Origin of the sequence: Methylobacterium sp. 2A, from assembly GCF_009806555.1 — a bacterium.
Lineage (GTDB): Bacteria > Pseudomonadota > Alphaproteobacteria > Rhizobiales > Beijerinckiaceae > Methylobacterium.
In genome coordinates this window covers 64,087-87,217 of record NZ_VUOK01000052.1, presented here as the reverse complement: position 1 = coordinate 87,217, position 23,131 = coordinate 64,087, and the positions used below count along the sequence as shown (strand labels likewise).

General features: G+C 71.0%; 28 protein-coding genes. 6 read left to right on the top strand and 22 right to left on the bottom strand.

What is annotated here, in order from left to right; genetic code table 11:
- Positions 1–156: 156 nt before the first annotated feature.
- Both FVE89_RS23200 and FVE89_RS23195 read right to left on the bottom strand, forming a co-directional pair.
- Complete coding sequence (locus tag FVE89_RS23200; RefSeq protein ID WP_160536626.1) at positions 157–354, bottom strand: hypothetical protein; 198 nt, start codon at positions 352–354, stop codon at positions 157–159.
- A 208-nt stretch (positions 355–562) separates the two neighbouring features.
- Positions 563–1,111, bottom strand: coding sequence for an NUDIX hydrolase (locus tag FVE89_RS23195; RefSeq protein ID WP_342389729.1), 549 nt, complete (start codon positions 1,109–1,111; stop codon positions 563–565).
- Positions 1,112–1,278: 167 nt separating this feature from the next.
- Here FVE89_RS23195 and FVE89_RS23190 point away from each other — a divergent pair, with 167 nt between their 5' ends.
- On the top strand, positions 1,279–1,752 hold the full coding sequence (locus tag FVE89_RS23190) for a CYTH domain-containing protein (protein ID WP_160536625.1): 474 nt from the start codon (positions 1,279–1,281) through the stop codon (positions 1,750–1,752).
- A gap of 418 nt (positions 1,753–2,170) precedes the next feature.
- Here the strand turns inward: FVE89_RS23190 and FVE89_RS23185 are convergent, their stop codons facing one another.
- A complete protein-coding gene (locus FVE89_RS23185; RefSeq protein WP_160536624.1) occupies positions 2,171–2,713 on the bottom strand; it encodes a hypothetical protein in 543 nt (180 codons plus the stop codon).
- A 169-nt stretch (positions 2,714–2,882) separates the two neighbouring features.
- Positions 2,883–3,122 carry a hypothetical protein gene (locus tag FVE89_RS23180; RefSeq protein WP_160536623.1) on the bottom strand — a complete coding sequence of 80 codons (240 nt, stop codon included), beginning with the start codon at positions 3,120–3,122 and terminating at the stop codon, positions 2,883–2,885.
- Positions 3,123–3,592: 470 nt separating this feature from the next.
- Between FVE89_RS23180 and FVE89_RS23175 the strand changes: the two genes are divergently transcribed.
- Positions 3,593–5,164 carry an ABC transporter substrate-binding protein gene (locus FVE89_RS23175; protein ID WP_160536622.1) on the top strand — a complete coding sequence of 524 codons (1,572 nt, stop codon included), beginning with the start codon at positions 3,593–3,595 and terminating at the stop codon, positions 5,162–5,164.
- Between the two features lie 141 nt (positions 5,165–5,305).
- On the opposite strand, the gene FVE89_RS23170 is transcribed toward FVE89_RS23175, so the two are convergent.
- Positions 5,306–7,342 (bottom strand): molybdopterin oxidoreductase family protein, encoded by a 2,037-nt coding sequence (locus FVE89_RS23170; RefSeq protein WP_160536621.1) that lies wholly within the window; start codon positions 7,340–7,342, stop codon positions 5,306–5,308.
- A gap of 237 nt (positions 7,343–7,579) precedes the next feature.
- Here FVE89_RS23170 and FVE89_RS23165 point away from each other — a divergent pair, with 237 nt between their 5' ends.
- Positions 7,580–8,077 (top strand): peptide deformylase, encoded by a 498-nt coding sequence (locus tag FVE89_RS23165; RefSeq protein ID WP_160536620.1) that lies wholly within the window; start codon positions 7,580–7,582, stop codon positions 8,075–8,077.
- Between the two features lie 57 nt (positions 8,078–8,134).
- Here the strand turns inward: FVE89_RS23165 and FVE89_RS23160 are convergent, their stop codons facing one another.
- From FVE89_RS23160 to FVE89_RS23125, 8 genes are all read right to left on the bottom strand, one after another.
- Positions 8,135–8,371, bottom strand: coding sequence for a hypothetical protein (locus FVE89_RS23160; RefSeq protein ID WP_160536619.1), 237 nt, complete (start codon positions 8,369–8,371; stop codon positions 8,135–8,137).
- Positions 8,372–8,549: 178 nt separating this feature from the next.
- The gene (locus tag FVE89_RS23155) at positions 8,550–9,944 is read right to left on the bottom strand and encodes a TAXI family TRAP transporter solute-binding subunit (protein ID WP_160536618.1); all 1,395 of its coding nucleotides are present in this window, start codon (positions 9,942–9,944) and stop codon (positions 8,550–8,552) included.
- Positions 9,945–9,956: 12 nt separating this feature from the next.
- Complete coding sequence (locus FVE89_RS23150; RefSeq protein WP_160536617.1) at positions 9,957–10,877, bottom strand: DMT family transporter; 921 nt, start codon at positions 10,875–10,877, stop codon at positions 9,957–9,959.
- Between the two features lie 25 nt (positions 10,878–10,902).
- The gene (locus FVE89_RS23145) at positions 10,903–12,171 is read right to left on the bottom strand and encodes an arsenic transporter (RefSeq protein WP_160536616.1); all 1,269 of its coding nucleotides are present in this window, start codon (positions 12,169–12,171) and stop codon (positions 10,903–10,905) included.
- A 67-nt stretch (positions 12,172–12,238) separates the two neighbouring features.
- Positions 12,239–13,459, bottom strand: coding sequence for a metallophosphoesterase (locus tag FVE89_RS23140; RefSeq protein WP_160536615.1), 1,221 nt, complete (start codon positions 13,457–13,459; stop codon positions 12,239–12,241).
- Between the two features lie 397 nt (positions 13,460–13,856).
- Positions 13,857–14,915 carry a helix-turn-helix domain-containing protein gene (locus FVE89_RS23135; protein WP_160536614.1) on the bottom strand — a complete coding sequence of 353 codons (1,059 nt, stop codon included), beginning with the start codon at positions 14,913–14,915 and terminating at the stop codon, positions 13,857–13,859.
- A 650-nt stretch (positions 14,916–15,565) separates the two neighbouring features.
- Positions 15,566–15,928 carry a response regulator gene (locus tag FVE89_RS23130; RefSeq protein ID WP_160536613.1) on the bottom strand — a complete coding sequence of 121 codons (363 nt, stop codon included), beginning with the start codon at positions 15,926–15,928 and terminating at the stop codon, positions 15,566–15,568.
- Positions 15,925–17,562 (bottom strand): PAS domain-containing protein, encoded by a 1,638-nt coding sequence (locus tag FVE89_RS23125; RefSeq protein WP_160536612.1) that lies wholly within the window; start codon positions 17,560–17,562, stop codon positions 15,925–15,927. The genes FVE89_RS23130 and FVE89_RS23125 overlap by 4 nt, the downstream gene beginning before the upstream one ends.
- A 115-nt stretch (positions 17,563–17,677) precedes the next feature.
- On the opposite strand from FVE89_RS23125, the gene FVE89_RS23120 reads away from it, so the two are divergent.
- Positions 17,678–17,965, top strand: a complete 288-nt coding sequence (locus FVE89_RS23120) for a hypothetical protein (RefSeq protein ID WP_160536611.1) — start codon at positions 17,678–17,680, stop codon at positions 17,963–17,965.
- Positions 17,966–18,029: 64 nt separating this feature from the next.
- Here FVE89_RS23120 and FVE89_RS23115 read toward each other — a convergent pair whose 3' ends face one another.
- Positions 18,030–18,281 (bottom strand): hypothetical protein, encoded by a 252-nt coding sequence (locus FVE89_RS23115; RefSeq protein ID WP_160536610.1) that lies wholly within the window; start codon positions 18,279–18,281, stop codon positions 18,030–18,032.
- Between the two features lie 350 nt (positions 18,282–18,631).
- On the opposite strand from FVE89_RS23115, the gene FVE89_RS31580 reads away from it, so the two are divergent.
- Positions 18,632–18,760, top strand: coding sequence for a hypothetical protein (locus tag FVE89_RS31580; protein WP_281409006.1), 129 nt, complete (start codon positions 18,632–18,634; stop codon positions 18,758–18,760).
- Positions 18,761–18,769: 9 nt separating this feature from the next.
- Here FVE89_RS31580 and FVE89_RS23110 read toward each other — a convergent pair whose 3' ends face one another.
- Together FVE89_RS23110 and FVE89_RS23105 are read right to left on the bottom strand one after the other, a co-directional pair.
- Positions 18,770–19,048 (bottom strand): adenylosuccinate synthase, encoded by a 279-nt coding sequence (locus FVE89_RS23110; protein WP_160536609.1) that lies wholly within the window; start codon positions 19,046–19,048, stop codon positions 18,770–18,772.
- Between the two features lie 44 nt (positions 19,049–19,092).
- Entirely contained in the window at positions 19,093–19,341 is a 249-nt protein-coding gene (locus FVE89_RS23105) for a hypothetical protein (RefSeq protein ID WP_160536608.1), read from the bottom strand.
- A gap of 149 nt (positions 19,342–19,490) precedes the next feature.
- Here FVE89_RS23105 and FVE89_RS31700 point away from each other — a divergent pair, with 149 nt between their 5' ends.
- Positions 19,491–19,826, top strand: coding sequence for a hypothetical protein (locus FVE89_RS31700; protein WP_342389728.1), 336 nt, complete (start codon positions 19,491–19,493; stop codon positions 19,824–19,826).
- A gap of 100 nt (positions 19,827–19,926) precedes the next feature.
- On the opposite strand, the gene FVE89_RS23095 is transcribed toward FVE89_RS31700, so the two are convergent.
- The 6 genes from FVE89_RS23095 to FVE89_RS23075 form a co-directional block, all read right to left on the bottom strand.
- Complete coding sequence (locus FVE89_RS23095) at positions 19,927–20,394, bottom strand: MucR family transcriptional regulator (RefSeq protein WP_160536607.1); 468 nt, start codon at positions 20,392–20,394, stop codon at positions 19,927–19,929.
- Between the two features lie 198 nt (positions 20,395–20,592).
- The gene (locus FVE89_RS23090; protein WP_160536606.1) at positions 20,593–21,252 is read right to left on the bottom strand and encodes a hypothetical protein; all 660 of its coding nucleotides are present in this window, start codon (positions 21,250–21,252) and stop codon (positions 20,593–20,595) included.
- 27 nt (positions 21,253–21,279) lie between these two features.
- Positions 21,280–21,660, bottom strand: a complete 381-nt coding sequence (locus FVE89_RS23085) for a hypothetical protein (RefSeq protein ID WP_160536605.1) — start codon at positions 21,658–21,660, stop codon at positions 21,280–21,282.
- A 183-nt stretch (positions 21,661–21,843) separates the two neighbouring features.
- Positions 21,844–22,068 (bottom strand): hypothetical protein, encoded by a 225-nt coding sequence (locus FVE89_RS23080; protein WP_160536604.1) that lies wholly within the window; start codon positions 22,066–22,068, stop codon positions 21,844–21,846.
- A 154-nt stretch (positions 22,069–22,222) separates the two neighbouring features.
- Entirely contained in the window at positions 22,223–22,372 is a 150-nt protein-coding gene (locus FVE89_RS30655; protein ID WP_202131021.1) for a hypothetical protein, read from the bottom strand.
- Positions 22,373–22,480: 108 nt separating this feature from the next.
- Complete coding sequence (locus tag FVE89_RS23075) at positions 22,481–23,014, bottom strand: GAF domain-containing protein (RefSeq protein WP_160536603.1); 534 nt, start codon at positions 23,012–23,014, stop codon at positions 22,481–22,483.
- Positions 23,015–23,131: the final 117 nt, after the last annotated feature.

The window sequence follows — 23,131 nt, the reverse complement described above, 5'->3', positions numbered from 1 at the left end:
ACAGCCTAGATTGGCTCCAAGGTAGGCGACAAGCGCGCGACGATCAGGGGGGTGGCGCGAGGCTGGGTCCATCCGGCGCGGCTCCGAGGCCGAGACCCGCGCAAACGAAAGGGCCGACCCGAAGGCCGGCCCCGATCGTCCGTCCGTGCGGGGCGCTTACTCGGCCGCCGTCATCTCGGGGGTGTAGTGGCCGCACCAGTCCGCGGCGGCGACCACGGGCCAGAGGCCCTTCGATTCGGGCGCGGGCTGGCTGACGGGCGGGTTGAAGCGGCACAGGCCGGCATCGTTCTGGGCAACGGCGCCGTTGCCCTTGTGCTCGTCGAAGAACCGGCAGGTCTCGCACTTCGCGTTCATGATCAGGCTCCCGTAGGACCGGCGGCCGCAGGACCGGCCGGGCGTGGCTTCAGAAGACCGCTCGAATCTTAGAAACGATCCAATCTGACGGACCAACGACGGGGCGCTGCCGGGGTTCCCGGCGGGACGGCCGTCCCGGGAGGGGTTGCGTCGCGCCGCCCGATGCGCGCGCTCGTCGGCGGCGCGGGTCCCATCCGGCCGCAGGCCGTCAGATGCAGGCGTCGGCGCGCGTCACGGCGAAGCCCGCGAGCAGCCGCCGGAGGTCGTCCTCGTGGACGAGGCGCGCCGCATCCTCCGGCTTGAACCACCGGAGCGTCCGCTGCGCCTGCTCCGGCCAGCGCGGGTGCTGCACCTCGACCCGCAGCGGGTAGACGCGGACCTTGCAGGGCAATGCGCGCCCCTGGGCGACGCGTTTCTCGTAGCGGTACCAGCCGACCGGATCCGCCGCGATCCGCCCCGTCAGGCCAGCCTCCTCGAACGCCTCCCGCTCGGCGGCCCGGTGGGCCTTGCGGCCGATCATCGGCCAGCCCTTGGGGATGATCCAGCGGCCGGTATCGCGCGACGTGATCAGCAGCACTTCAACCTGGCCATCCGAGCCGACCCGGAACGGCAGCGCCGCAACCTGCTTGAGCGGCTTGCTGAGCGGCTTGGCCTGCGCCTTCCGGACCAGCTTCTTCAGATTCGGGCGTTTCGATTCCGGCTTCAGCGATGAACTCGCAAGTGAGAAGGGGTGACTTTGCCTGAGGCGATTCTGCAATCTCAAGACTCCTGCCGCCTTTACATAGTTGAAAAATTCCTCTCGACATCCCGCCTCAGCGCGCAAAGAGCCATGCTTTTCACGCGATCCTCAGGATCAGCCAAACTGCTTGCCACGCGTCGGTTAGTCGGCGAAAATTCCGGGGTTCAACGACCCTGAGTCGCCGCATGGCTATCGAAATCGAGCGCAAGTTCATCGCGCGCCCCTCCGTGCTGGCGCACTGCCGGTCGGGGACGCCGCTGATTCAGGGCTATCTCTACACCGACGACGCCAACACGATCCGCATCCGCCAAGCGGGCGAGCGCATGCTGGTGACGTGGAAGGGCCCGCGGCGCGGCTGCCGCCGCGATGAGGTCGAGTTCGCGATCCCCCCGGCGGACGGCATGGCGCTGCTGGCGCATGTGCCGGCCAGCCGGCGCCTGGAGAAGACGCGCTTCCGGGTGGAGCATGCCGGGGCCACCTGGGACGTCGACGTGTACGGTGGCGGGCTCGCGGGCCTGATCCTCGCGGAGATCGAACTCGAGCGGGAGGATCAGCCGGTAACTCTGCCGCCCTGGATCCAGCGCGAGGTCACGAGCGATGCGCGATACCGCAATTCGCGCCTGGCCGGAAACGCGATGCCCGAACGGACGGCGGCATAAGCCACCGGTGGGCGCCTTCCGGCGTGATGCGATCCGGAAAGCTGGCGGTCCGCTGTGAGATCCGTGCCCGCGCGCGTCGCACACGGCACACGGAGACTTGTCGGCCGACCGGATCGGCAAGCGCGACCTGCCCCCTCCCCCGCAAGGGCTTCAAGGTTCACACATCTCCCCGCAGAGGAGACAGGACGTTCGTGCGCGTCCCCCTCCCCCCTCTGCCGGGGGGGAGGGACGGGGAGATGTCCGCGCCTGTTCCACGACGAAGATGACGGTGGCGTCACTGTCGTGTCCGGTGCGCGTTGCAATCGAGCCCAGCGCCAAGCCTGCGTTTCAGCGCGCTGTCCTGCACCGAACCGGCCTCCGCTTCGGCGGAGAGCGTTCTCACCGGGCGGCCCGCAATCGTGATACGATCGAATCTGGGTCAGCGGAGATAGGGCGGGAGACGGCGCTTCCAGCGTTCGCCGAGCCGAAGCTCCTTCGTCCGGCGCCACGGTGTGGGCCGCGGCGGCGCATGCGACTCCGGCTCGACCGGCTTCGCCGCCTTCGGCTCCGCCTCGGGCACTTCCGGTCGGACCATGGCCGGACGGATTTCCACCATCGCTTCGGCCGGCTGCGCCTTCCGGACCGTCTGCGCGACGGCGGGGGCGCGCTCACGCCGGGTCCGCGTCCGGCGCGGCGGCGGCTCGATCGCCGCTTCAGGCTCGGGTTCGGCCTCGCCCGTATTCTCGAACATCGGAACGAGACTCGGCAGGACCCGCCGGACCGGGGCATCCGGCTCCTTCGGCCCCGGCCGCGGGGCCGGCGTCTCAAGGGCCGGCTGCACCGGCTTCGGCTCGGCCTCGGTCAGCTCCGGCCAGAGGATCTTGTCGGGCCGCGCCTGCGGCTCGGCATCTCTCAGAGCGGTGCGGGGAGTCCGGGCGTGCTTGACTTCGACCATAAACGGCCGCGCGCTACGGCGCTTCATGTACGATGATCCTTGGAAGCATTCGCGCCGGAACCTCGGCGGCACGAACACTCTTAGGTTAGGCGTGATCTCGTGGATTGTCCAGAAACACGATCGCGGATCCGTCGGATTTCTTTGTTCACAAGGTCAGCGGCGTCAACCACGGCCGGACAGCGCGGTCCCGAGCCGATCACGCGGCCTGCATTACCCCGGGAATCGCCTCGGCCTGCAGCGCATCGACGCGGCCGCCGCCGAACAGGGACTGGTAGAGGGAAGCGGGCGATCGGGTCCGGCCGCTTCCGTCGGTGATCGTCACGTCGGCCATGCCGGCGGCGATCAGGCTCATCCCCTGGTCCAGGGCCGTGAGGATGGAGGCGTGCTGGTAGGCGAACCGGCGCGCGGCGATGCGGGCGGAGACCGTGAAGTTCATGGTGACACTTGGATCCTGGAGGGTCGCGACCGGTCGGGGACCGGCTGGCCGTCGCCGGCCGGATGACGTCCGCGGGACGCCCTGACGGCCGGGCTCGACCGCATCGGCCCTGTGATGGGCAATAAAGTCTTTCTGTTGACAAAACCTTGTTCAAGCGGTCGATCTGAGGACAAACGCTCCTATTACGGCCCGAATAAAGTGCTTCCCGCGCACGTCCTGCCGCGCGCCGGCCGGCTCGGGGGCTGTGAGAGTTCCTGGGCCGTCCTGCCTTTCCTGGTCCGGCTATGATGTTCACGCGACTGCGTCGGGCGGCCGCCTCGGTGACGGAGCGCGACAGGCCCTCTCGCCCGCCCGGCAGAAGCGATCCGCGCCCGGTCCTGAGGCGCATTGCCGGAGCGGATGCGTGAATCCGCAAGCTTGGCCCGGGGCGTGCTAAGGTCCGACCGACCTCACCGGGTGGACAGGCTGGCATGCTCAACAGACGATCCTTCATGGCCCTGTCGGGCGCGGCGCTCGCCGCCCCGGCTCTGGCGCAGGGCACGGCCGCGCGGGTCCTCAAGTTCATCCCGCAGGCCGACCTGACGGTGCTCGATCCGATCTGGACGACCGCTTACGTCACCCGGAACCACGGGCTCGCGGTGTTCGACACGCTCTACGGCACGGATGCCAGCTACGGCGCCCAGCCGCAGATGGTCGCGGGTCATGATGTGGAGAATGACGGCAAGCTCTGGCGCCTCACGCTGCGGCCCGGGCTGATGTTCCACGACGGCACGCCCGTCCTCGCCCGGGATTGCGTCGCCAGCATCGCCCGCTGGGGCCGGCGCGACGCCATGGGCCAGACGCTCATGGCCTATACGGACGAACTCTCCGCCCCCGACGACAAAACGATCCAGTTCCGCCTGAAAAAGCCCTTCGCGCTCCTGCCGGACGCCCTCGGCAAGGTCGGCTCCGCGATCTGCGCGATCATGCCGGAGCGGCTGGCCAAGACCGACCCGTTCACCCAGGTGACCGAGATGGTCGGCAGCGGACCGTTCCGCTTCAAGGCCGACGAGCGGGTGGTCGGCGCCCGGGTCGTCTACGAGCGGTTTGCCGGCTATGTCCCCCGCGAGGGCGGGGAACCGCAATGGACGTCCGGACCCAAGCGCGTGTTCGTGGACCGGGTCGAGTGGAGCGTCATCCCCGATCAGGCCACCGCAGCCTCGGCCATGCAGACGGGCGAGATGGATTGGTGGGAGCAGCCGCCCGCCGACCTCGTGCCGACGCTGGGCGGGCTGACGACGCGGATCACGGATCCGACGGGCCTGATCGGCTGCCTGCGGATGAACGAGCTGCAGCCGCCCTTCGACAACCCGGCGATCCGGCAGGTGCTGCTGAAGGTCGTCGACCAGACCGACTTCATGCAGGCGGTGACCGGCACCGACCCCAAGCTGATCCACGTGCCGACCGGCTTCTTCTGCCCCGGCCTGCCGATGGCGAGCGAGGCCGGCCTCGGCGTGCTCACGGCCAAGCGCGACTACGACGCGGCCAAGACCGCGCTGGCGGCGGCCGGCTATAAGGGCGAGAAGGTGGTGCTGATGGGCGCCTCCGACTTCCCGAGCCTGAAGGCTTTGGCCGATGTCGCCGCCGACATGCTCACCCGCGCCGGCTTCAACGTCGATTACCAGCTGATGGATTGGGGCTCGGTGGTGCAGCGGCGGGCCAAGAAGGAGCCGGTCGCCCAGGGCGGCTGGAGCGCCTTCTGCACCTTCTGGGCGGGGCTCGATCAGGCCAACCCGGCGGTCAGCGCCTTCCTGCGCGGGACCGGCCAGACCGCGGCGATCGGCTGGCCGACGAGCGAAAAGATCGAGGCCCTGCGGGATCAGTGGCTCGACGCCCCCGACACCGCCGCCCGGAAGAAACTCGCGGACGACCTGCAGCGGCAGGCCTTCACCGACCTGCCCTACCTGCCGCTCGGCCAATACTTCAACCAGACCTCGTACAAGCCGTCCCTGACGGGGGTGCTCGACGGCGTGCCGGTGTTCTGGAACGTGAAGAAGGGCTGAGCGCCTGTTTGCACTCCGGTCCTGGGTTTCCAAAGGGCTTCAGCCCTTTGGCGGGTTCTCAGGGTGGAACCCTGAGATCGTTACCAGGGCTCTGCCCTGGACCCGCGAAAGGTCCCGACCTTTCGAAACCAACACCGGGGCTCAGGCCGCCCGGACCCAGACCGCGGTGTCGTGGAAGGCGGCGCCGTCGTTGGGCGCCGCCGGCCTGGACCCGATCAGCGTGTTGATCCCGCCGCCCCCGCCGAACGACGCGCTCGGCCACAGGCTCTCGACCACCACGACGCCCGGCTGCTGCCCCTCGGCGAGGCGGGCGTGCAGCCGCACCCGGCCGCGGGCATTCCCGATCTCGATCGCGTCGCCCGTGGCGATCCCGAGCCGCGCGCCGTCCTGCGGATGCAGCAGGCAGGTGGGCCGCACCTCGCGGCGGAGCGATTCCGGTACGTTGGTGAAGGTCGTGTTGAGGAATTGCCGGGCCGGCGGGGCGATCATCCGGAACGGGTGCTCGGAATCGCCGGGCTCGGCCACCGGCCAATGGTCGGGCAGCACCGGCATCCCGGCCGCGCGGGGGCCCAAAGCCGCCCAGTCGGGGGCGAAGCGGAAGCGCCCGCCCGGATGGCCGAACCCGGTGAGGAAATGGCTCTCGGCGAAGTCCGGCTGCGCGTCGATCCAGCCCGCCGCCTCCAACCGGTCGAGGCCGCCCCAGCCCGAACGCGCGAGGGTGGCATCCGCCAGTTCCCGGGCGCTCAGGCGGAAGCCCGCATGGTCCGCGCCGAGGCGCTCGGCGAGGGCGGCGAGCAGCGCGTGGTTCGAGCGGCATTCCCCCGGCGGCGGCAGGAGGGCGGGTCCCGCCTGGATGTGGCTGTGGCCGCCGGCCCCGTAGATGTCGTCGTGCTCCAGGAAGGTGGTGGCCGGCAGGACGAGGTCGGCGAGCGCCGCGGTCTCGGTCATGAACTGCTCGTGCACGGCCACGAACACGTCCGGCCGCGCGAGCCCAGCCCGCACCCGGGCGCTGTCGGGGGCCGAGACGGCGGGATTGGCCGACTGGATCAGCATGGCGCGCACCGGCGGGCCGCCCTGCAGGGCGTCGGGATCATCGGCCAGGATGGCGCCGAGCCGGCTCATATCGAGTTCGCGCACGCCCGGCGCCTTGGCGTCGAGGCCCTCCGTCAGGGTCTTGTCCCAGTTGTAGATCGCGGCCTGCTGCCAGAGGGCGCCGCCGCCTTCATGCTGCCACGCGCCGGTGACGGTCGGCAGGCAGGTCACCGCGTGGAGGTTCACGGCGCCGTTGCGGCTGCGGGTGAAGCCGAAGCCGCAGCGGATATAGCTGCGCGGCGTCCGGCCGTAGAGCGCCGCGAAGGCCTCGATCTCGGCTGGCGCGAGGCCGGTGATCGAAGCCGCCCATTCGGGTGTGCGCGAGGCGAGATGGGCTTCCAGCGCCGCCGTATCCTCGGCATGGGCGGCGAGGTAGGCGCGGTCGGCGTAGCCGTCGCGGAACAGCACGTGGAGCACCGCGCAGGCGAGCGCCCCGTCGGTGCCCGGCCGGGGGGCGAGGTGGAGGTCGGCGGCGGAAGCGGTGCCGGTGCGGTAGGGGTCGATCACCACCAGCTTGGCGCCCCGGGTCTTCCGGGCGCGGCTGATATGGGTCATCGCGTTGACCTGGGTGCTCACCGGGTTGCCGCCCCAGACCACGATCAGGTCGGACAGCGCCATCTCGCGCGGGTCCGGCCCGGCGATCCGGCCGGTCCCGGCGCTCCAGCCCGCGATGGCGATCGCCGTGCAGATGGTGCGCTTGCGCCGGGAATAGCCCATGACGTGGGTCAGGCGGTGGATCCCGTCGCGCTGGACGAGGCCCATGGTGCCGCCGGAATTGTACGGCCAGACCGCCTCCGGCCCCCAGCGTTCCGCCGTCTCCGTGAAGGCCCCGGCCAGCCGGTCGAGCGCCGCGTCCCAGGCGATCCGCCGCCACTGTCCGCTGCCCTTCGGGCCGACGCGCTCCAGCGGGTGGAGGAGCCGGTCCGGATGGTGGACGCGCTCGCCGTAGCGGCTGACCTTCGCGCAGATCACCCCGGCCGTGTAGGGGTTGTCGCCTCCGCGGACCGAGACGACGCGGCCGTTGTCCACCTGCACGTCGAGGCTGCAGGCGGAGGGGCAATCGTGCGGGCAGACGGTCCGGACCAAGCGACGAACTCCCGTGGCTCGGGCCTTCCTGATGCAAGGGCCGTGCGTTTTTGAGGCGGCTCGGCGGATCCGGAACGGATCGGCGAGCAGTCCCCCGGTTTGCCATCGCGCGGGTGGAGGGGCACCGGTCGCACACTTCGGGAGGCGGTCAGCTCCGGTAGAGGGCACGGCCGGATTGCCCCGTCGCGGTGGCGCGATACAGGAAGGCCGCAGCCACATCGTCGCAGGTGAACCGCCATGCCGGCCCGCCCCCTCATCCTGTTCCCGGATCCGCGCCTCTCGCATCCGGCCGCCCCGATCGAGGCCTTCGGACCGGACCTGTCGGCGCTCGTCGCCGATGTCTGGGACACGCTCCGGGACGTCAGCGCCATCGGCCTGACCGCCCCGCATATCGGGGTGTCCGCGCGGCTCGTGGTGATCCGGATGTCGCCGGAGGCGCAGCGGCGCGTCTACGTGAACCCTGTCCTGCTCTGGGCCTCGCCCGAAACGGCGACCCACGACGAGGGCAGCGTCAGCATGCCGGGGGTGCGGGAGCGGATCACCCGACCCGCCCGGGTGCGGTTCGCCTATCGCGACCTCGATGGCACGGAACACGAGGAGACGGCGGAGGATTTTGAGTCCGCGGTCATCCAGCACGAGATCGATCAGCTCGACGGCGTCTTCTGGATCGATCGCCTGTCCCGCCTGAAGCGCGAGCGTCTGCTCAAGCGATTCGCAAAGACGAAATCAGGCTAGCCCCACGCGGGATGCGGGGCCCCGCGGCGCGGCGAACAGGAGGATGGGCCTGCCCGCTCAGCGCAGGGCCAGCACCTGAACCGCATGGGCGGCGACATCCTGCACCGCCGGCAGGTCGTAGGCGTAGATGCGGCCGGCCAAGATAACGAGGGCGAGCGTCCAGAACACGGCACCGCCGACCCGCCGGGCCGTCCGGTCGCCGGTGGCTTCCGGGCAGGCGCGCGCGACGCCGTCCGTGACGGGCTCGCCGAACGGATCGAAGGCCGTCGGCCGGATGTCGGAACGCGTGCGCATGGCGGTGAATGTCGCCCCGGACCCGCCCTCCGGCAATGGACGCGTCTTTCGAATTTCCCGGCGCGTGGAGACTCTTGTTCTCTATTCTGATCGGCAAGCAAACATCTTCTTCTCGGGCGCCGGCCCGAGCCTGCGAAACGCGCGACGCGTCTTCGAAAGACGGCTTCGCGGCGGGTCGTCAGGTCCCGCCGGAACCGTGCCGCCGCACGGACCGCCCGGCATGTGCCCCGACCTCCTCGGCCCGCATCCGGCCATCCGCGATGGTGGCCCGGGCCGTGTCGATCGCGACGGTGGCCGCCGACAGGACCGGAGGGGCGGGCTCCCGCTCCCGCGTGTAGCGGACCACGTCCATGGCGAGCGCGTCGACCTCGACGGTCAGCGCCTCGATCGCCGCCGGGTCGCGCAGGGCCCGGGCCTGGCCCGCGATCTCCAGGAGCCGGTCGATGAGCGCGTCGATCCGCGCGCCGCGCAGGCTCGCGAGCCGCTGCCGGATCCAGGCCAGCACCGAGACGAGGCCGCCCGCCAGCGCGCCGAGGAGGTAGAGCGTGTCGCCGTAGCGCTCGATGAAGCCATGCGGCTCGCGCTCGTAATAGTCGATCGCGCCGGGATGGATCGGGATGCGCGCGCTGGTGGCCGCCACCGTGGTGTCGTAGGCCGGGGCCTGGACGTACTCGGCCGCGTCCGTGCCTTGCGCGGCGGCGGTGCGCTTCTCGAAGAGCTGCCGGGTCACGTCGGCCACCACCACGCGGCTCAGGGAGGCCCGGGCCATCAGCCGGTAGGAGGCGCCCACGGTCTTTACGTCGTCGGCCGGCAGCTTCGGGCGGCCGCCGAACAGGCCCCCCGGGATGGTCACCGCCTGGAGCCGCGGGAAGCGCTCGATCACGGCGTCGTCGTCCTCGACGGCGACGAACGCGACCCTGCCGCCGCGGGCGAGCCCCTGCACGGTTCCCACCAGGGCGAGGGCCTTCGGCGCCGAGGGCGCGATGATGCTCACGAAGGCGTCGATCCGCTTCTCGCGGAAGGCCTCCGCCACCGCCTCCTGCTCGACCGGCACCAGCAGGACCGTGGAATCCCGCACGGGGCCGGACTCCTCCAGGGTGAGGCCGTAATAGCCGAGGATGTTGCCCAGCAGCCCGAGATCGGCATCCCGGTGGGCCGCGATGCCGAGGCGCTTGCCGGCGAGCTGCGGGAAGCTCGTGATCCCGGCCGGCTCCGGCGAGGCGATGATCATCGCCTGATCGCGCAGGATCGCCACGGTCAGCCCGTTGGTCGGCAGCAGCACGTCGGGGCGGACCACCGCGAGATCGGCGCGGCCCTCCTGCAGGGCGGCGGCGCTCTCGCGCACGTCGTCGAAGGACAGGATCTTCAGGCGGACGCTCTCATGCCCGGCGTCCAGCGCGTCGGCATAGGCCTTGATCAGCTCCGGCTCGGTGCCGTCCCGGGGGGCGACCGCGATGGTGAGCACCGTCGCCTGGAGCAGGGACCACGCCGCCACCCCGCCCGCGCCGAGGAGCGCTGCGCCCGCCAGGAGCAGGGCCTCGCGGCGCAGCAGCCAGGCGGGAAGGGTCCCCATCGCCCCGGGCGATCAGAACAGCGAGATCAGGACGATGCCGCCGACCATCAGGGCGGCCCCGATCAGGCGCGGCGGACCGGCCTTGACCTGCTTCATGCCGAACCAGCCGAAATGATCGAGCGCCACCGAGGTGAGCAGGTTTGCGGTGATCAGGAGCCCGTTGAAGGCGCCCGCCCCGACCTTGTCGACGAAGAGCAGCCCGGCGAACACCGCCACCGCCCCGGTGAGGCCGGCGAGCGGCATCCACCAGCGGACGCCCGCGACGTCCGCCCGGCTCGGCAGGGGCGAGGGACGCAGCAGGAACAGCAAAGCGAACACGAACACGACCGGGACGAACGAGACCAAGGCGGCGAGCCAGGGATTCTCCAGGGCGCCGCGCAGCTGCGCGTTCCACACCACGCCGATCGCCATCAGGGCGCCCGCCACGAGGATGAACGGGTAGAGCAGCTTGCCGCCCATCCCCGTCTCGCCGCCCTCCGTCTTGCCGCCCGAGCGGGCGATGAAGGTCACGCCCACCGCCATCAGCAGGCCGCCGAGCCAGGGCAGCGGCTTGAAGCCCGAGGCCTGCAGGCCGAACAGGCCGAACGCATCCATCGCCAGAGAGGTGAGGATGTTGGCGGTGAGCGTCAGGCCGTTGAACGGCCCGGCGCCGACCTTGTCGATGAAGGCGAGCCCGCCGAACACCGCCACCGCGCCGGCGACGCCGCCCAGCGGCGCGTACCAGGGCATCTTGCTCAGGGAGGCGAGGTTCGGCAGCGGCGTCGGCATCGTGAAGAACAGGGTCGCGAACACGAAGACGATCGGCAGGAACGACACCGTCGCGGCGAGCCAGGGATTGACCAGCTTGCCGCGCAGCTGCGCGTTCATGGCGTTGCCGAGGGCCTGCAACGCGCCGGCCACCAGGATGAAGGGATAGAGCAGGGCAGCCGTCACGCGCGCGGACCTTGGGTTCGGGGGATCAGAGGAGGAGCAGGCCGGCGAGGGCCAGCACGAGGGCCGGCGGCATCACCAGCAGGCCGAGCTTGAGGAAGGTCCAGGCGCCGACATCCTGGCCCTCGCGGCGGATGGCGGTGAGCCAGAGGATCGTGGCGAGCGAGCCCGTCACCGAGAGGTTCGGGCCGAGATCGACGCCGATCAGGATCGCGCCCGCCACCTTCTCGGACACGTCCGCCGCGTGCACGGCGGCCCCCGCGATCAGGCCGGCCGGCAGGTTGTTGACGAGGTTGCACAGCACCGCGATCAGCCCGCCCGCCCCCCAGGCGGTCTCCGCCGGGGCGGCGTGGGCGTAGCCCTTGAGCAGATCGGCCAGCATGGCGAGCACGCCGGTCTTCTCCAGGGCCTCGACCAGCACGAACAGGCCGGCCACCAGCGGCAGCACGCTCCACGACACGTCCTTGGCGACCTCCACGAGGCCGCCGCGCTTGAGCAGCAGCACGACGATGGTCGTGGCCAAGCCCGCCACGAAAGTCGGCAGGCCGAGATCGAGGCCGAGCGCGGAGGCCCCGATCAGCACGCCGCCGGTCGCCACGATGCCGATTCCCGCCACGAGGCCGGTGCGCGAGAGCGCCGCGGCCTCGACATCGGTCGCCACGCTCTGGCCGCGGAGGGTCTTGGCCTGGGTCAGGCGCAGCACCGCATAGGTGGTGGCGATGGCGAGCAGGGAGGGCAGCGCGAACAGGGCGAGCCAGCGCATGAGCGGCGGCATGTGCTCGGCGAAGACCACGAGGTTGGCGGGGTTGGAGATCGGCAGCACGAAGCTCGCCGCGTTGGCGATGAAGGCGCAGATGAACAGGTAGGGAAGCGGGTTCTCCACCTTGGCGGCCTTGGTGGCGGCGTAGACGGCCGGCGTCAGCACCACCGCGCAGGCGTCGTTCGACAGGAACACCGTGACGACGGTGCCGACGAGATAGACCAGGGTGAACAGCCGCGCCGCCGAGCCCCTGGCGGCGCGCACGGCGATCGAGGCCAGCCAGTCGAACAGGCCCTCCTTCCGGGCGACCTCCGACATCAGCATCATGCCGACGAGGAACAGGTAGACGTCGGTGCCCTTGAGGACGCCCTCCCAGGCGGTGGCGGGGGCCAAGAGCCCGAGGGCGACGAGGGCGCCGGCGCCCAGCACGGCCCAGATCGCCTCCGGCCACGAGAACGGCCGCAGGATGACGCCGAGTGTCGCGAGGGCCGTGATCGCCCAGGTCGTGATGTTGGGGGACAGCGTCAGCGCGCCCATCGGTTCCGGTCGTCCTGTATCGGGTGAGTCGGGGAAGGGATGTCTGCAGCGTTTCGGATGGGGCCGGCTACCAGTCCCGACCGTTGCGGTTGGGTCCGAGCTGGTCGCCGCGGATGCCCTTGCCGGGCCAGGCCTCAGTGCGGAACGCGTCGCTGCCCGGGCGCTCCGGGGCGGGCGGCGGCGTGAATCCGCACGAGACGGGCTCGATCGTCTCGGTGTCGGAGCAGCCCGTGCCGTCCGCCGCCGTGACGGACAGGCGGCGCGACCCGTCGGGCCACGGGACCTGCGCCTCGACGATGCGCGGGCCGGCCGGACGCATCGGGTGAGCCGGGCCGCCATCGACGCGGGCCTCGCAGGACCAGGCCGCCTGGGGGGCGTTCGAGAGCACGAGGGCCCGCACGGCGATCGTCCCGCCGGCCTCCAGGGGCTCCGTGGCGAGGCGCCGGTCGGCCGGGCTCGTGATCATGACGAAGGGCAGGTCCTGGTCCAGGGGCTTGAACCGCCAGCTCGTCACGGCCCCGTCGATGGCGGCGACCGCGTAGCCGACCGAGCCCTCCTCGTTCTGTCCGACCGAGCGGGCCGCGGCATAGAGCGTGCGCCCATCATGGGCGAGCTCGTTGTAGTGGGTGTGGCCCATCTCGACGAGGCGGACCTTGTGGCCGCGGATCAGTCCGGCGAGCTCCGCCTTCACCTCCGGGATCCGAAGGTCGTCCGGATAGGTGTGGGCGAAGACCGCGCAGGGCAGGCCGTCCCGTTCGGCCGCCGCGAGTTCGGTCCTGATCCAGGCGCGCTGGTCGGGACCGAGCCGGAAATCGAGGCCGAATCCCTTCTGGCCGTAGCCGGCGCTGATCATGTCGAGGAACAGGCAGCGCACGCCGCCGATGGTCTCGGCGAAGTAATATTGCGGGACGGGATCGGGCTGCCCGGACTTGGACAGGTCATGATCGTGCGCGCGGTGGTGGCCGCCCTGCGGGCTGCCCATCACCTGCGTGAAAAAGGCATCGAAATCCGTCATGCTGCCGTGCTGGCGGTCGTGATCCCCGGCGATCAGGCGGATCGGCAGATCGGGGTGGGCCGCCAGAGTCCGGGTCAGGATCGCGTATTGTGCCGCCAGCCCGTCCTCGGCGAGGTCGCCCGGCAGATAGGCGAAGTCGAGGAGGCCGCGCTTATGGAGGCCGTCGACCTCCGCGAGGATCGCCCGCAGGTCGCCTGCGTTCGGGTCGTCCGGCTGTTGCAAGTGCAGGTCGCCGATATGCGCGAAGGCGAACACGCCCCGGGGCTCGCTCATGGCGCGCCCGCCCGGCCAAGGCCGGCCCGCGCCTGCCCGATCGATCCGCCTGTTCCGCCAGCCATCGCGCCCTCCGGATGGGCCTCCGGGGCGGCGGCCGCAAGCGTTGCGACCGGCCCGACGCCCCGGACGCGGTGAGGTTCCGCGATCGGGCGGCAGGCCTGACCCGGCCGGACCTAATTTTTCGTGATCGCGGCCGGGGCACCGCACAGATCACGGAAAGTGTCGTGAAATCGGACGCCCCGTGTCTGCTTGCGGGACAGAGGCCCGGCATTCGCGACGACAGGGCCGGCGGGTTCGATCTTTTGCCCGCGGGCGGTGCGGATTGCGGGTCCTCGCCCGCAAGACAGGATCGCGGCCTCGATCCGGGGTGGTCGCGTGACCGGGCGGCCCCGGATCAGAGGCTCTCGATCCAGCTGCGCAGGACCGCCCCCGGCATGCGATCCGGCTCGCCCCCCAGACGGAGCGGGCCGGCGACACTGGGAACGAAGCCGAACCGGTGCTTGAACGCGCGGCGGAAGGTGCGCTCGTCCGCGAAGCCGACCGCGTAGGCGACCTGTGCAATGCGGGCGGGCCGCGACCCGTCATCCCGCACGAGCATCCGCATGGCCGCCATCAGGCGGCGGTCGCGGATATAGGCGACGATGCCGTTCGGTGCGAACAGCCGGTACAGGGTCGAGCGCGACAGGCCGAGTTCCGTCGCGATCAGGGCCGGCGTGAGCTTCGGGTTGCTGAGTTCCGCCTCGATGAAGCGGCGGATCCGGATCCGGATGTCCTGGCTGGCCTCGGGGCGCCCATCCGCCTGCCCGCGCAGCCAGCTCGCGCAGAGCTGCACGATCGCGGTCGAGGCCGAGAGGGCCTCGCGCGGGTCGAGCAGCTCGCCGCACGCCACGACATTCGCCAGGAAATTGTGAACCAGCCGCCCGAACGGGTCCTGATCGTGGTCGATGGCGCGGCCGTGCAGGGCCGCCGGGTAGCAGCCTTGGTCCTCCAGCAGGGCGCGCGGGATCAGGACGTTCGTGGCATCGACGGCGTCGGCGACGATGCGCACCGGCTGAGCCAGATCGAACACGATGCACTGCACGTCGGTGACCGGGTTGACCCGGCGATCCGTCTGCACCTCGCTGCGTCCCTTGCGGTAGAATTGCAGCAGGATGTGATCGATGCCCTGCCGGGTGATCATCTCCGGTGTCCGCACCAGGATGTGGGCCGGCGCGGTCACGTCGCCGATCAGGAGCTCGCCGAGGTGATACCCGTGCATGGAGATCGGGATCGTGAGATCGGTCTCCGGGCGGAAGCTCACCTCGAAGATGGGCGCGAGATGATTCTGCCATGCGGGACCGATGGCGTTCGGATCCTGGGGCCGCTCGAAGCGGTGGATCGCGACGCCCGTAGCGGATATCGTGGTGCGGCCCGAGGCTGCGTCCTCCACCGCATCTGAGTCGTCGGGCGACATGCCGGCGCCCCGATCAGCGGGCGCGCTTGGCCGGGGCGATCCGGACCCACCGAGGGACACGTCCAGCGATCCGCGGGAACGAATCGGATGGCGGCTCTCAAGGCTGTTCATGGACGGCACGCGCGGCGAGACAATCCGTCCAAAGTAAAGGCATCGTCGTCTCAAGTCCACTGCGGATAATTTTGGTGGTGGGCACGGCTGTATTCGCGCCACCGGATCTGAATCATGCCAAAACGATCATGTTAGTGCTATGATTCTGGTCCGCTTGTTGAAAACCGGGAACAAAATTAATCAATAAATAACAAATATATTTAGAGAGCACGCGGTCATACCCGTATCAGACACAGATCCTGGGTCGGTACGGGCGGCAAATGCCCGTGATGGCAGATTTCGCCGCCTGCCGACTGGTGACCGACCCGATCGACCGGCACCTGCGCGAGCCGGACGAGCACGCTGGACCGGCAGGCTGAGCCGAGACGCGGCGGTTCTGGGGGTGAGCCTGACCGGTCCGGTAGCGGAGGGCGTGATGCTGTCGCCGAGCTGCATCGGCGACCTGCGCCCCGGTGCCAACGCCCCAGTCGTCTCGATCAGGTCGTCTCGGCCGGGTCGTCTCGGCCGGGTCGCTGGCGGCGCCGGAGCGCCCGAGCCCCTCAGCCGAACAGCGCCCGGGCCACGACCTGCGGGTCGATCGGCTTCTGGCAGAGGGCCACGGCCCCGTGGGGCGGCGGCACGGCGGCCGGGTCGTAGCCGGTGGCGAACAGGTACGGCACGCCGCGCGCGCGCAGCGCGTCGGCCACGGGATAGACGAGCTCGTCCTGCAGGTTGATGTCGAGCACCGCCGCGTCGATCGCGTCCGTGCCGGCGATCAGCGCCAGCGCCTCGTCCACGCTGGGCACCGGGCCGAGAACCTCGGCGCCGCCCTCCTCGAACCATGTCTTGAGGTCGATGGCGATGAAGTAATCGTCCTCGACCAGCAGCACGCGCCGGCCGGTCAGCGCCGTGGTCGAGGTCATGGCAGGCTCCCTGCGGTTTCACCCTCGGGAAGGGGGATGTCGATCGTACACCGGAGCGCCGTCTCGCTTAAGGCATAGTGGGTCCTGGCCTTCAGCGCGTAGGGCAGCGCCCGCTCGATGAGATCGCGCCCGTAGCCGCTCCGCGGAGGCGGGTCCCGGGCCTCCGGCGGGCGGACCAGCCCCTCCTCGACCCAGTCCATCAGGAGGCGGCGCCCCTCCTCGGACTGGCAGATCCGCCACGTCACGCTCAGGGAGCCCTGCGGTGCGGTGAAGGCGCCGTATTTGAGCGCGTTGGTGGCCAGCTCGTGCAGGGCCAGCGCGAAGGTCTGCACGGTCGCCTTGCGCAGGCGCACCACCGGTCCCGCGATCCGGATGCGCGTCTGCGCCGCGGGGGCGTTGAGGGCGGCGAGTTCCGTCTCGATCAGCGTGCGCAGCGTGATCGGCTCCTGGTCCGAGCGGGACAGGAGCCCCTGCACCCGCGAGAGCGCCGACAGGCGGTCGTTGAACCGTTGCTTGAACAGCTCCCCCGGCCCGGTCAGCGCCATGGTCTGCTTGGCGATCGCGCGCACGACCCCGAGCAGGTTGCGGGTGCGGTGCTGCAGCTCGGCGACCATGACCTGCTGCCGCTCCTGGAGCTGGCGCAGGTCGTCGATGTCGGTGGAGGTGCCGAGCCACTCGACGATCCGCCCCTCCCCGTCGCGCACCGGGGCGGCGCGGGTCTGGAACCAGCGCGACCGTTTCCCGGCACTGCACAGCCGGTGCTCGTAGGAGAGCTGCCCGCTGACCGCGGCCTCCTGCCAGGCGGTCCGGGCGGTGGCGACGTCGTCGGGATGGACCGCGTCCAGCCAGCCCCATCCGAGGCTGCGGTCGTCGCCCTGGCCCGTGTAGGCGATCCATTGCGGGCTCACCCAGATGCAGGCCCCGTCGTTCCCGGCGCGCCAGATCAGCTGCGGGATGCCCTGCGCGAGGGTGCGGAACAGCGCCTCGCTCTCGCGCAGGCGCCGCTCGGCGAGCACCCGCTCGGTGCTCTCCACCACGATGGCGATGACGCCCGCGGGCTTCCCGTCCTCGTCGAAGACCGGCGAGTAGTCGAGGTTCATCCAGACCTGCTCGGGCCGGCCATAGCGGTGCAGGGTGAGCTCCTGGTCGCGGTAGGAGAGCGTCCCCCCGGCCAGCCCCACGCGCATCACGTGGTCGTTGAAATCCGCGACCTCCGGCCAGCCCTCGCGCACCTTGGAGCCGAGGAGCTGCGGGTGGCGCCCGCCCGCGAAGCCCGAATAGGCGTCGTTGTAGATCATGATGCCGTCCGCGCCCCACAGCAGCACGATCGGCACCGGCGAGAGCAGCACGGTGCTGGCCGCGAAGATCAGGCTCTGCGGCCAGTCGGCGATCGGGCCGAGCGGCGTGCGCGCCCAATCGTAGGTCCGCACCAGGTCGCCGAGTTCGCCGCAGCCGACCGGAAGCGTCGCGGCCCCGCGCGCCCGGCGGGCGCTCCGCGGGGCCTCGGGATGGGTGGGCGCGGGACGGGCGGCGATGGGCGTGGTCCCGCAATCGGCAGGGGTCGGAATGGGGCGGACGGGATCGGCTGCCGGCCCAGTCCCGCCCGCCGGGATTACTATACGGCCGTCCTGCATGGTAGGGGCGCCTCCGAAACCTGTCCCGGGGCGATGAACTTCCGGGCCGGTGTCGCGCTTTTCCAGCCAAGGCCGGGATCCGGGTTCCGCTGCGGCCGAAGGAGAGACGATCCCCATGCGCGCATCGAGCCTCGCCGCCATCCTGCTGACCGGTCTGGCGGCTTCCGCCCTGGCCGCCCCCGCCGACGCGGCGCCGATCGGCCCGTCCCCGTCGCTGACGGCATCGGACGGCCTGCTGACGAGCGTGCGCGCCCGGCATCATGTCCGCCGGCACCACCGGATGCGCCGGCGCGCCCGGATGCCGGCCGGCGCCCGGTTCAACAACGTCACCCGGGGCGCCATCGGCGGCGACAGCGGCGGCAACGCCGTGACCGGGAGCACGGCGGCCCCGAGCGGCCGGTAGGGATTGTCTGCGGGCCGAGAGCCGAGGATTGCCGCTCGGGACGCGGCGTCAGCCGGACGCGGCGTCAGCCGCCGCGATAGCCGGTCCCGCCATCCCCCTCCGGACCCTCGTGCCGCGGCTTCGCATCGGTGTCGCGCTCGAACGCCCCCATGGCGCCGGGCTCCGACTGACCCGGCGACCGGGGTCCCTGCGGGCGCCCCGACATCGGCTCGGGGAGGTAGGGACGGGCCCCTGCCGGATCCTCGCTCAGCACCGTCCGGGCGGAGTCCGGGGCGGATGGATGCGGGTCGGACTGGTCGGAATCGGATGCGGACATTGCGGGCTCCGGATCTGGGGTGCTCGCTGGAGAGAAGGGGCGGGGGACATCCCGGTTCCCCGCGGCCGAAGAGCCTCTCACGGAACGCCCGCTGCAACCGAAAGGCCGGCCACGCAGTCCGCGATGCGCCTGCCCATGGCGAAGCCTCCCTCGCCCCTGCGCTCCACGATCGGGCGGATGGACCGGCCCGGCCGCCGGGAGAGCCGGCCGAGTCGGCTCGGCGCTTCCGCCGCACCGACCTAGCCGGCCTGCGACCCGCTGGACCGGGTCCGTCCATAGTCTCGCCGTGTTCCGGGCGCCCCCTGGCGTCATCAGCCCCGCGGGGCGGCCCGGTTCCGGACAGACACCCCATGCTGAACTCCTTCCTGGCCCTTCTGACGGTCGTCGCGATCCTGATGGCCCGGGCGCTGCTCAAGCTGCCGCTCCTGCCGTTCCGCCTCGTCGGCCGCCTGTTGCGCGGCCGCCCGGCTGCCGCCTGAGGGGCGTGCTTACGCCGCCGCGTCGATGGTGAAGGCCATCCCGCGACCCGGCCCGTGGTCGGAATAATCGACCAGCGCGAGGCCACGCGCGGCCAGCGTCTCCGCCACGGTCTCCCGCTCCTTGCGGACCATCTGGCCGACCGCGAGCGGCGTCAGCCGCGGGCTCGCCTGCCGCAGCCGGTCCACCCCGATGCGCGCCGGCAGCCCTTCGTCCTCCGCGATCCGGGCCAGGGCGAGACCCAGATCCCGCGCCTTGGTCTCCGCGGCGGATTTCGGCTTGAAGGCCATCCCGTTTCTCCTTCTTCCCAGGATCTTGCCAAGTTCTGCGCCGTTCAGGCGGCCCGCGCATCGACGTTCACGTCGGGGAAGGCCCGGATCCAGACCCGGCGCCCCCGCGCGTCGTAGACCTCGACCTGCCAGCGCGACCAATCGAACCGCTCGACCACCCGCTCCATCAGGGCGAGGGCCACGCGCTCGGCATGGACCCGCATGTGGGCGGCGTTCGGCATCCGGCTGCCCCCGAGGTCGGTCACCAGCTCATGGCCGTCCGTACAATGGAAACGGTAAAGCCGCGTCGGCATTGATGTTTCCCTGATCCATCCACAGCGATCCACCGCAATCCGGGGCGGCAAGCCACCCCCGGTTGAACCGGTCCGACCGATGCGCTTTGTTCATGGAATGTTCTAGACGGATCGGAGCCGCAATGCACGCAGATCCTGCGGAGGTCCCTGTGGAGATTCGTCCCAGGGCGGCGCTCAAGGAGGCCGAGGCGATCGCGGTCGCGTATCATCGCGCGGCTCAGGGTGACGCCTGGGCCGCGCTCGTGGCCGCCATCACGGACGCCCTGATCGATCTCGATGCGGCGGAGCGGCGCATCGCCCGGCAGGATCGGCTGATCTCGCGGGGTTATGCCCGCGGCTGGACCGGTGCGGGGGCCGGGACGCCCGGACCGGCCCGCTCGGGCACGGCGTCGTCAGACGTCTCGGCGGGACGGGAGGCCCGGATCGAGGCGCCCTCCCCCGCGGAAGACAACGGATGCGCCCATCTGCCCGGGAGAGGCGCATGAGCCATCCGGGCGCCCCCCCCGGAGCAACCGCACGGTGATCCCGAACCCGAGATGGGCGAATCTCCGCAGCGCGGGCGCCGGAAACAGGCGGCGCTCCCGCTCAGGCCCTGCTGCGGCCCTTGCGCTCGCGCTCGGCCATGGCGCCGGGCTGGCCGAGGCCGATCGCCTTGGCGAGCGCGGAGCGCTGCTCGGCATAGGCCGGGGCGACCATCGGGTAATCGGCCGGCAGGCCGTAGCGGTCCCGGTAGGTGCGCGGGTCGAGCCCGTGGCTGGTCAGGTGACGCTTGAGCGTCTTGTAGGTCTTGCCGTCGATGAAGCTGACGATCCCGTCGGGCCGGACCGACTTGCGGATCTGGGCGGGGCTCGGCCGGTCGATCTCGGCTTGCGCGGGCGCGCCGGCCTCCGCGGTCAGGGTGCCCGAGACGAGGCCGGCGATGGCCCCGTGCACCCGGGCGATCAGGGCCGGCAGCTCCGCGGCCGGGACGGGATTGTTCGACACGTAGGCGCAGACGAGCGCGGCGGTCATGACCGCGAAGGTCTCGGTCGCCTCATCGTGTGTGTCGGTCATAAGAGGTCCTTCGAATTGCGTTTTGCCTCCCGATCGTTTGGGGACCTCAAGGGTTTAAACGAAGTAAATTTTAGACGATGACCTCCTGAATAGATTGAGCTTCTGCGATACAGCCCGCCTGTACAGGCAGCCCACGGCGTCGTCTCGGGTCGCCCGCGCGGTCTGCCTGCCCAGGTCTTCCGAAGCGGCTCCGGCCGGTCAGAGGTCGGTGGTGGCCGGATAGGTCCGGGTCCGGCCCTGCCCCCCCGTCGTGCCCGCGGGACCGGTGCCCATGGTGACCTGCGGGGCCGTCCAGCCCTCCGCGCGCCAGGCACTTGCCTTCTCGTCGAGGTCGACCGCGCCGTGCCGCTCCAGGATCGCCGTCACCGTCGGGGCCAGCGCGGCCCGCGCCGGGTCGATGCGGATCGTGACGAGGGTTCCACCCCGCCGCACGCCTTCGCCGTAGGCATGCGCGTCCCCTTCGCTCACCCCGGCTCCGGTCAGAGCGCCGGCGAGGCCGCCCGCGGCCGCGCCGATGCCGGCGCCCGTCAGCGTGGCGACGAGCCAGCCGGCCGCGACCACCGGCCCGACTCCCGGGATCGCGATCAGGCCGAGGCCCGCCAGGAGGCCCGCGGCGCCGCCCGCGACCGTGCCGAGGGTCGCGCCCGCGCCGGTGCCGTCCTTCGCGCTGTCCTTGGTCCTGTCCCGGGTATCGGCGGTCCTGTCTGCGCCACCGGGGATGCCGGCATGGCGATCGCCCTCGTTGTTGCTGACGAGGCTGACATCCCCGTGCGGAATCCCGCTGCCTTCGATCTCACCGACCGCGGCGCTCGCATCCTCGTAGCGGTCGTAGAGGGCCGTGATGGTCTGCTGGGCCATGAACATCCTCCTGCGGCGGCGGCCGGCTCACTGCGCCGACACGTTGCCCTTGAAATCGAGGCCGACCTGGACGGATTGGCCGCCCCGCGTGGCGGTGCCGCGCCAGATGCCGTCCGGATCCTTCTTGAGATCCCGGGCATTCATGAAGCCGGCCTTGGCGAGCCGCGCCCGGGCCTCGCCCTCCGTGAAACTGTTCGCGCCCTTCTCGAGCCGGACGCTGCCGGCCGCGCCGGTCCCGGTGCCGTCCGGCGTCATCTTATCGGTGTTCGGCCGGGTCACGCTCTCCTGGCCCCCGGATTGCTGGCTGGTCTTGGCGTCGGGGGCGGCCGGCTTGCCCGTGACCGTGGTCTGGGCCACGGCGCTCGATCCGAGCAGGGTCACGAGGACGAGGGCGAGGGGCGAACGCATGATGGACTCCGTCGGTCGTTTCGGAACGACCAATTCTTCACCGGTACAAGACGTTCCGAAATCCGATCTTTTGTGATGTTCATCTGTCGATCCGGCCGCCATCTGCAGCCGCCCACAGATATCCCCGTCACGCTCAAGGACCTGCGCCGCGAAGGACTTTCGCGGTTGCTACACCGGGACGCTCTAACCCGCGCCGTGGCCGCCCTTGCGGTTGTCCGGCCCGGGCCGGGGCGGCCGGGTATCGTAACCGCCGGTCTCGGGCACGGCCTGGGCTTCGGGAGCGGCGGGGCCCGGCGCGTGCGGGCCGCTGCCGCCGACCGCCGGATCGGTCTCCTCCGCGGGTCGGGCCGGCCGTCCCGGTGGCACTGACCCGAAGGCTTCGCGGGCCGCGTCGACATCCTGTCCCATATGGCCCTCTCGCACCCTCCAGACGGATCGCCAGGCAGCCGTCAGAAGGCCAAGGCCGCAGCCGCGCGCATGTTCCCGGCAGATCGCAGGCTCGCGCGGTGCGTTCGGCCGCGGACGGGATCCGCGCCGGGGCCGTCGGAGGCCGACCGCCCCCCTACTTCCGCTCGCCGGTCGGGTTGGGCGTCGATGAGGTATCGGGCGCGACGGCCGGGGTCACGGGCGTGACCTTCGACCACGTGGCCGCGATGGCCACGATGGCGAGCAACAGAGCGACGAAGATGCCGGCGAGGACGAGGCGCTTCATGGGGAGCCGTCAAACTTCCTACCAAGTCGGGGAAGCCGAAGAACAACCGGGACGGCCGAACGATCCCGCGCCCGGCACAGGGGTGATGCGGCCGGCGGCTCGCGGGCCTCACGGACCGGAGGGGTGCTCCGGCGCCCGCGAGCCGATCGCGTCGGAGAGGAGCCGTATCCGCACGAGGGCGGCCGCGGCCTGCTGGGCCAGCGCCTCCAGGCGGCAGACGGTCGCGTCATCCGGGATGACGGAGGCGCACCAGTAGGCGCCAAGGGCCGCCACGGGGTCGGGGACGCCGATCGGGACCATGACGAGGCTGCGCATCGACGTCATGCGGTAGGCCATTGCGGGCAGCCGCGGATCGGACTCGATGTCCGGCACGATCGCCGTCTCGCCGTTCAGGATGCACCAGCCGGAGATGCAATCCGCCAGCGGGAACCGGCGCCCGCGCCAGAGCGGCTCGATCGCGTCCTCCGCCGCGTAGAAGACGGTGTCGCCCTGGCGCAGAACCACCGCGACCCCGTCGGAGCCGACGATTTCACGCGTGTTCCGCCGGAGAACGGATACGATCTCCTCCAGGGATGCGGCAGCCTCCAGCGAGCCGGCGGCCAACGCCAAGCCCGAATCCGGGCGGAAATGCGTCTCAGCCATGCCGGAGAGATAGGAGACCATCCGAGGCCCGTCCACGCGGTTGAGGCATGCCGGGATTCGGCTCGGCGTCTGGGCAACACCCCCGTGCTTTCGCAATATGCGTGCCCCGGACATGGA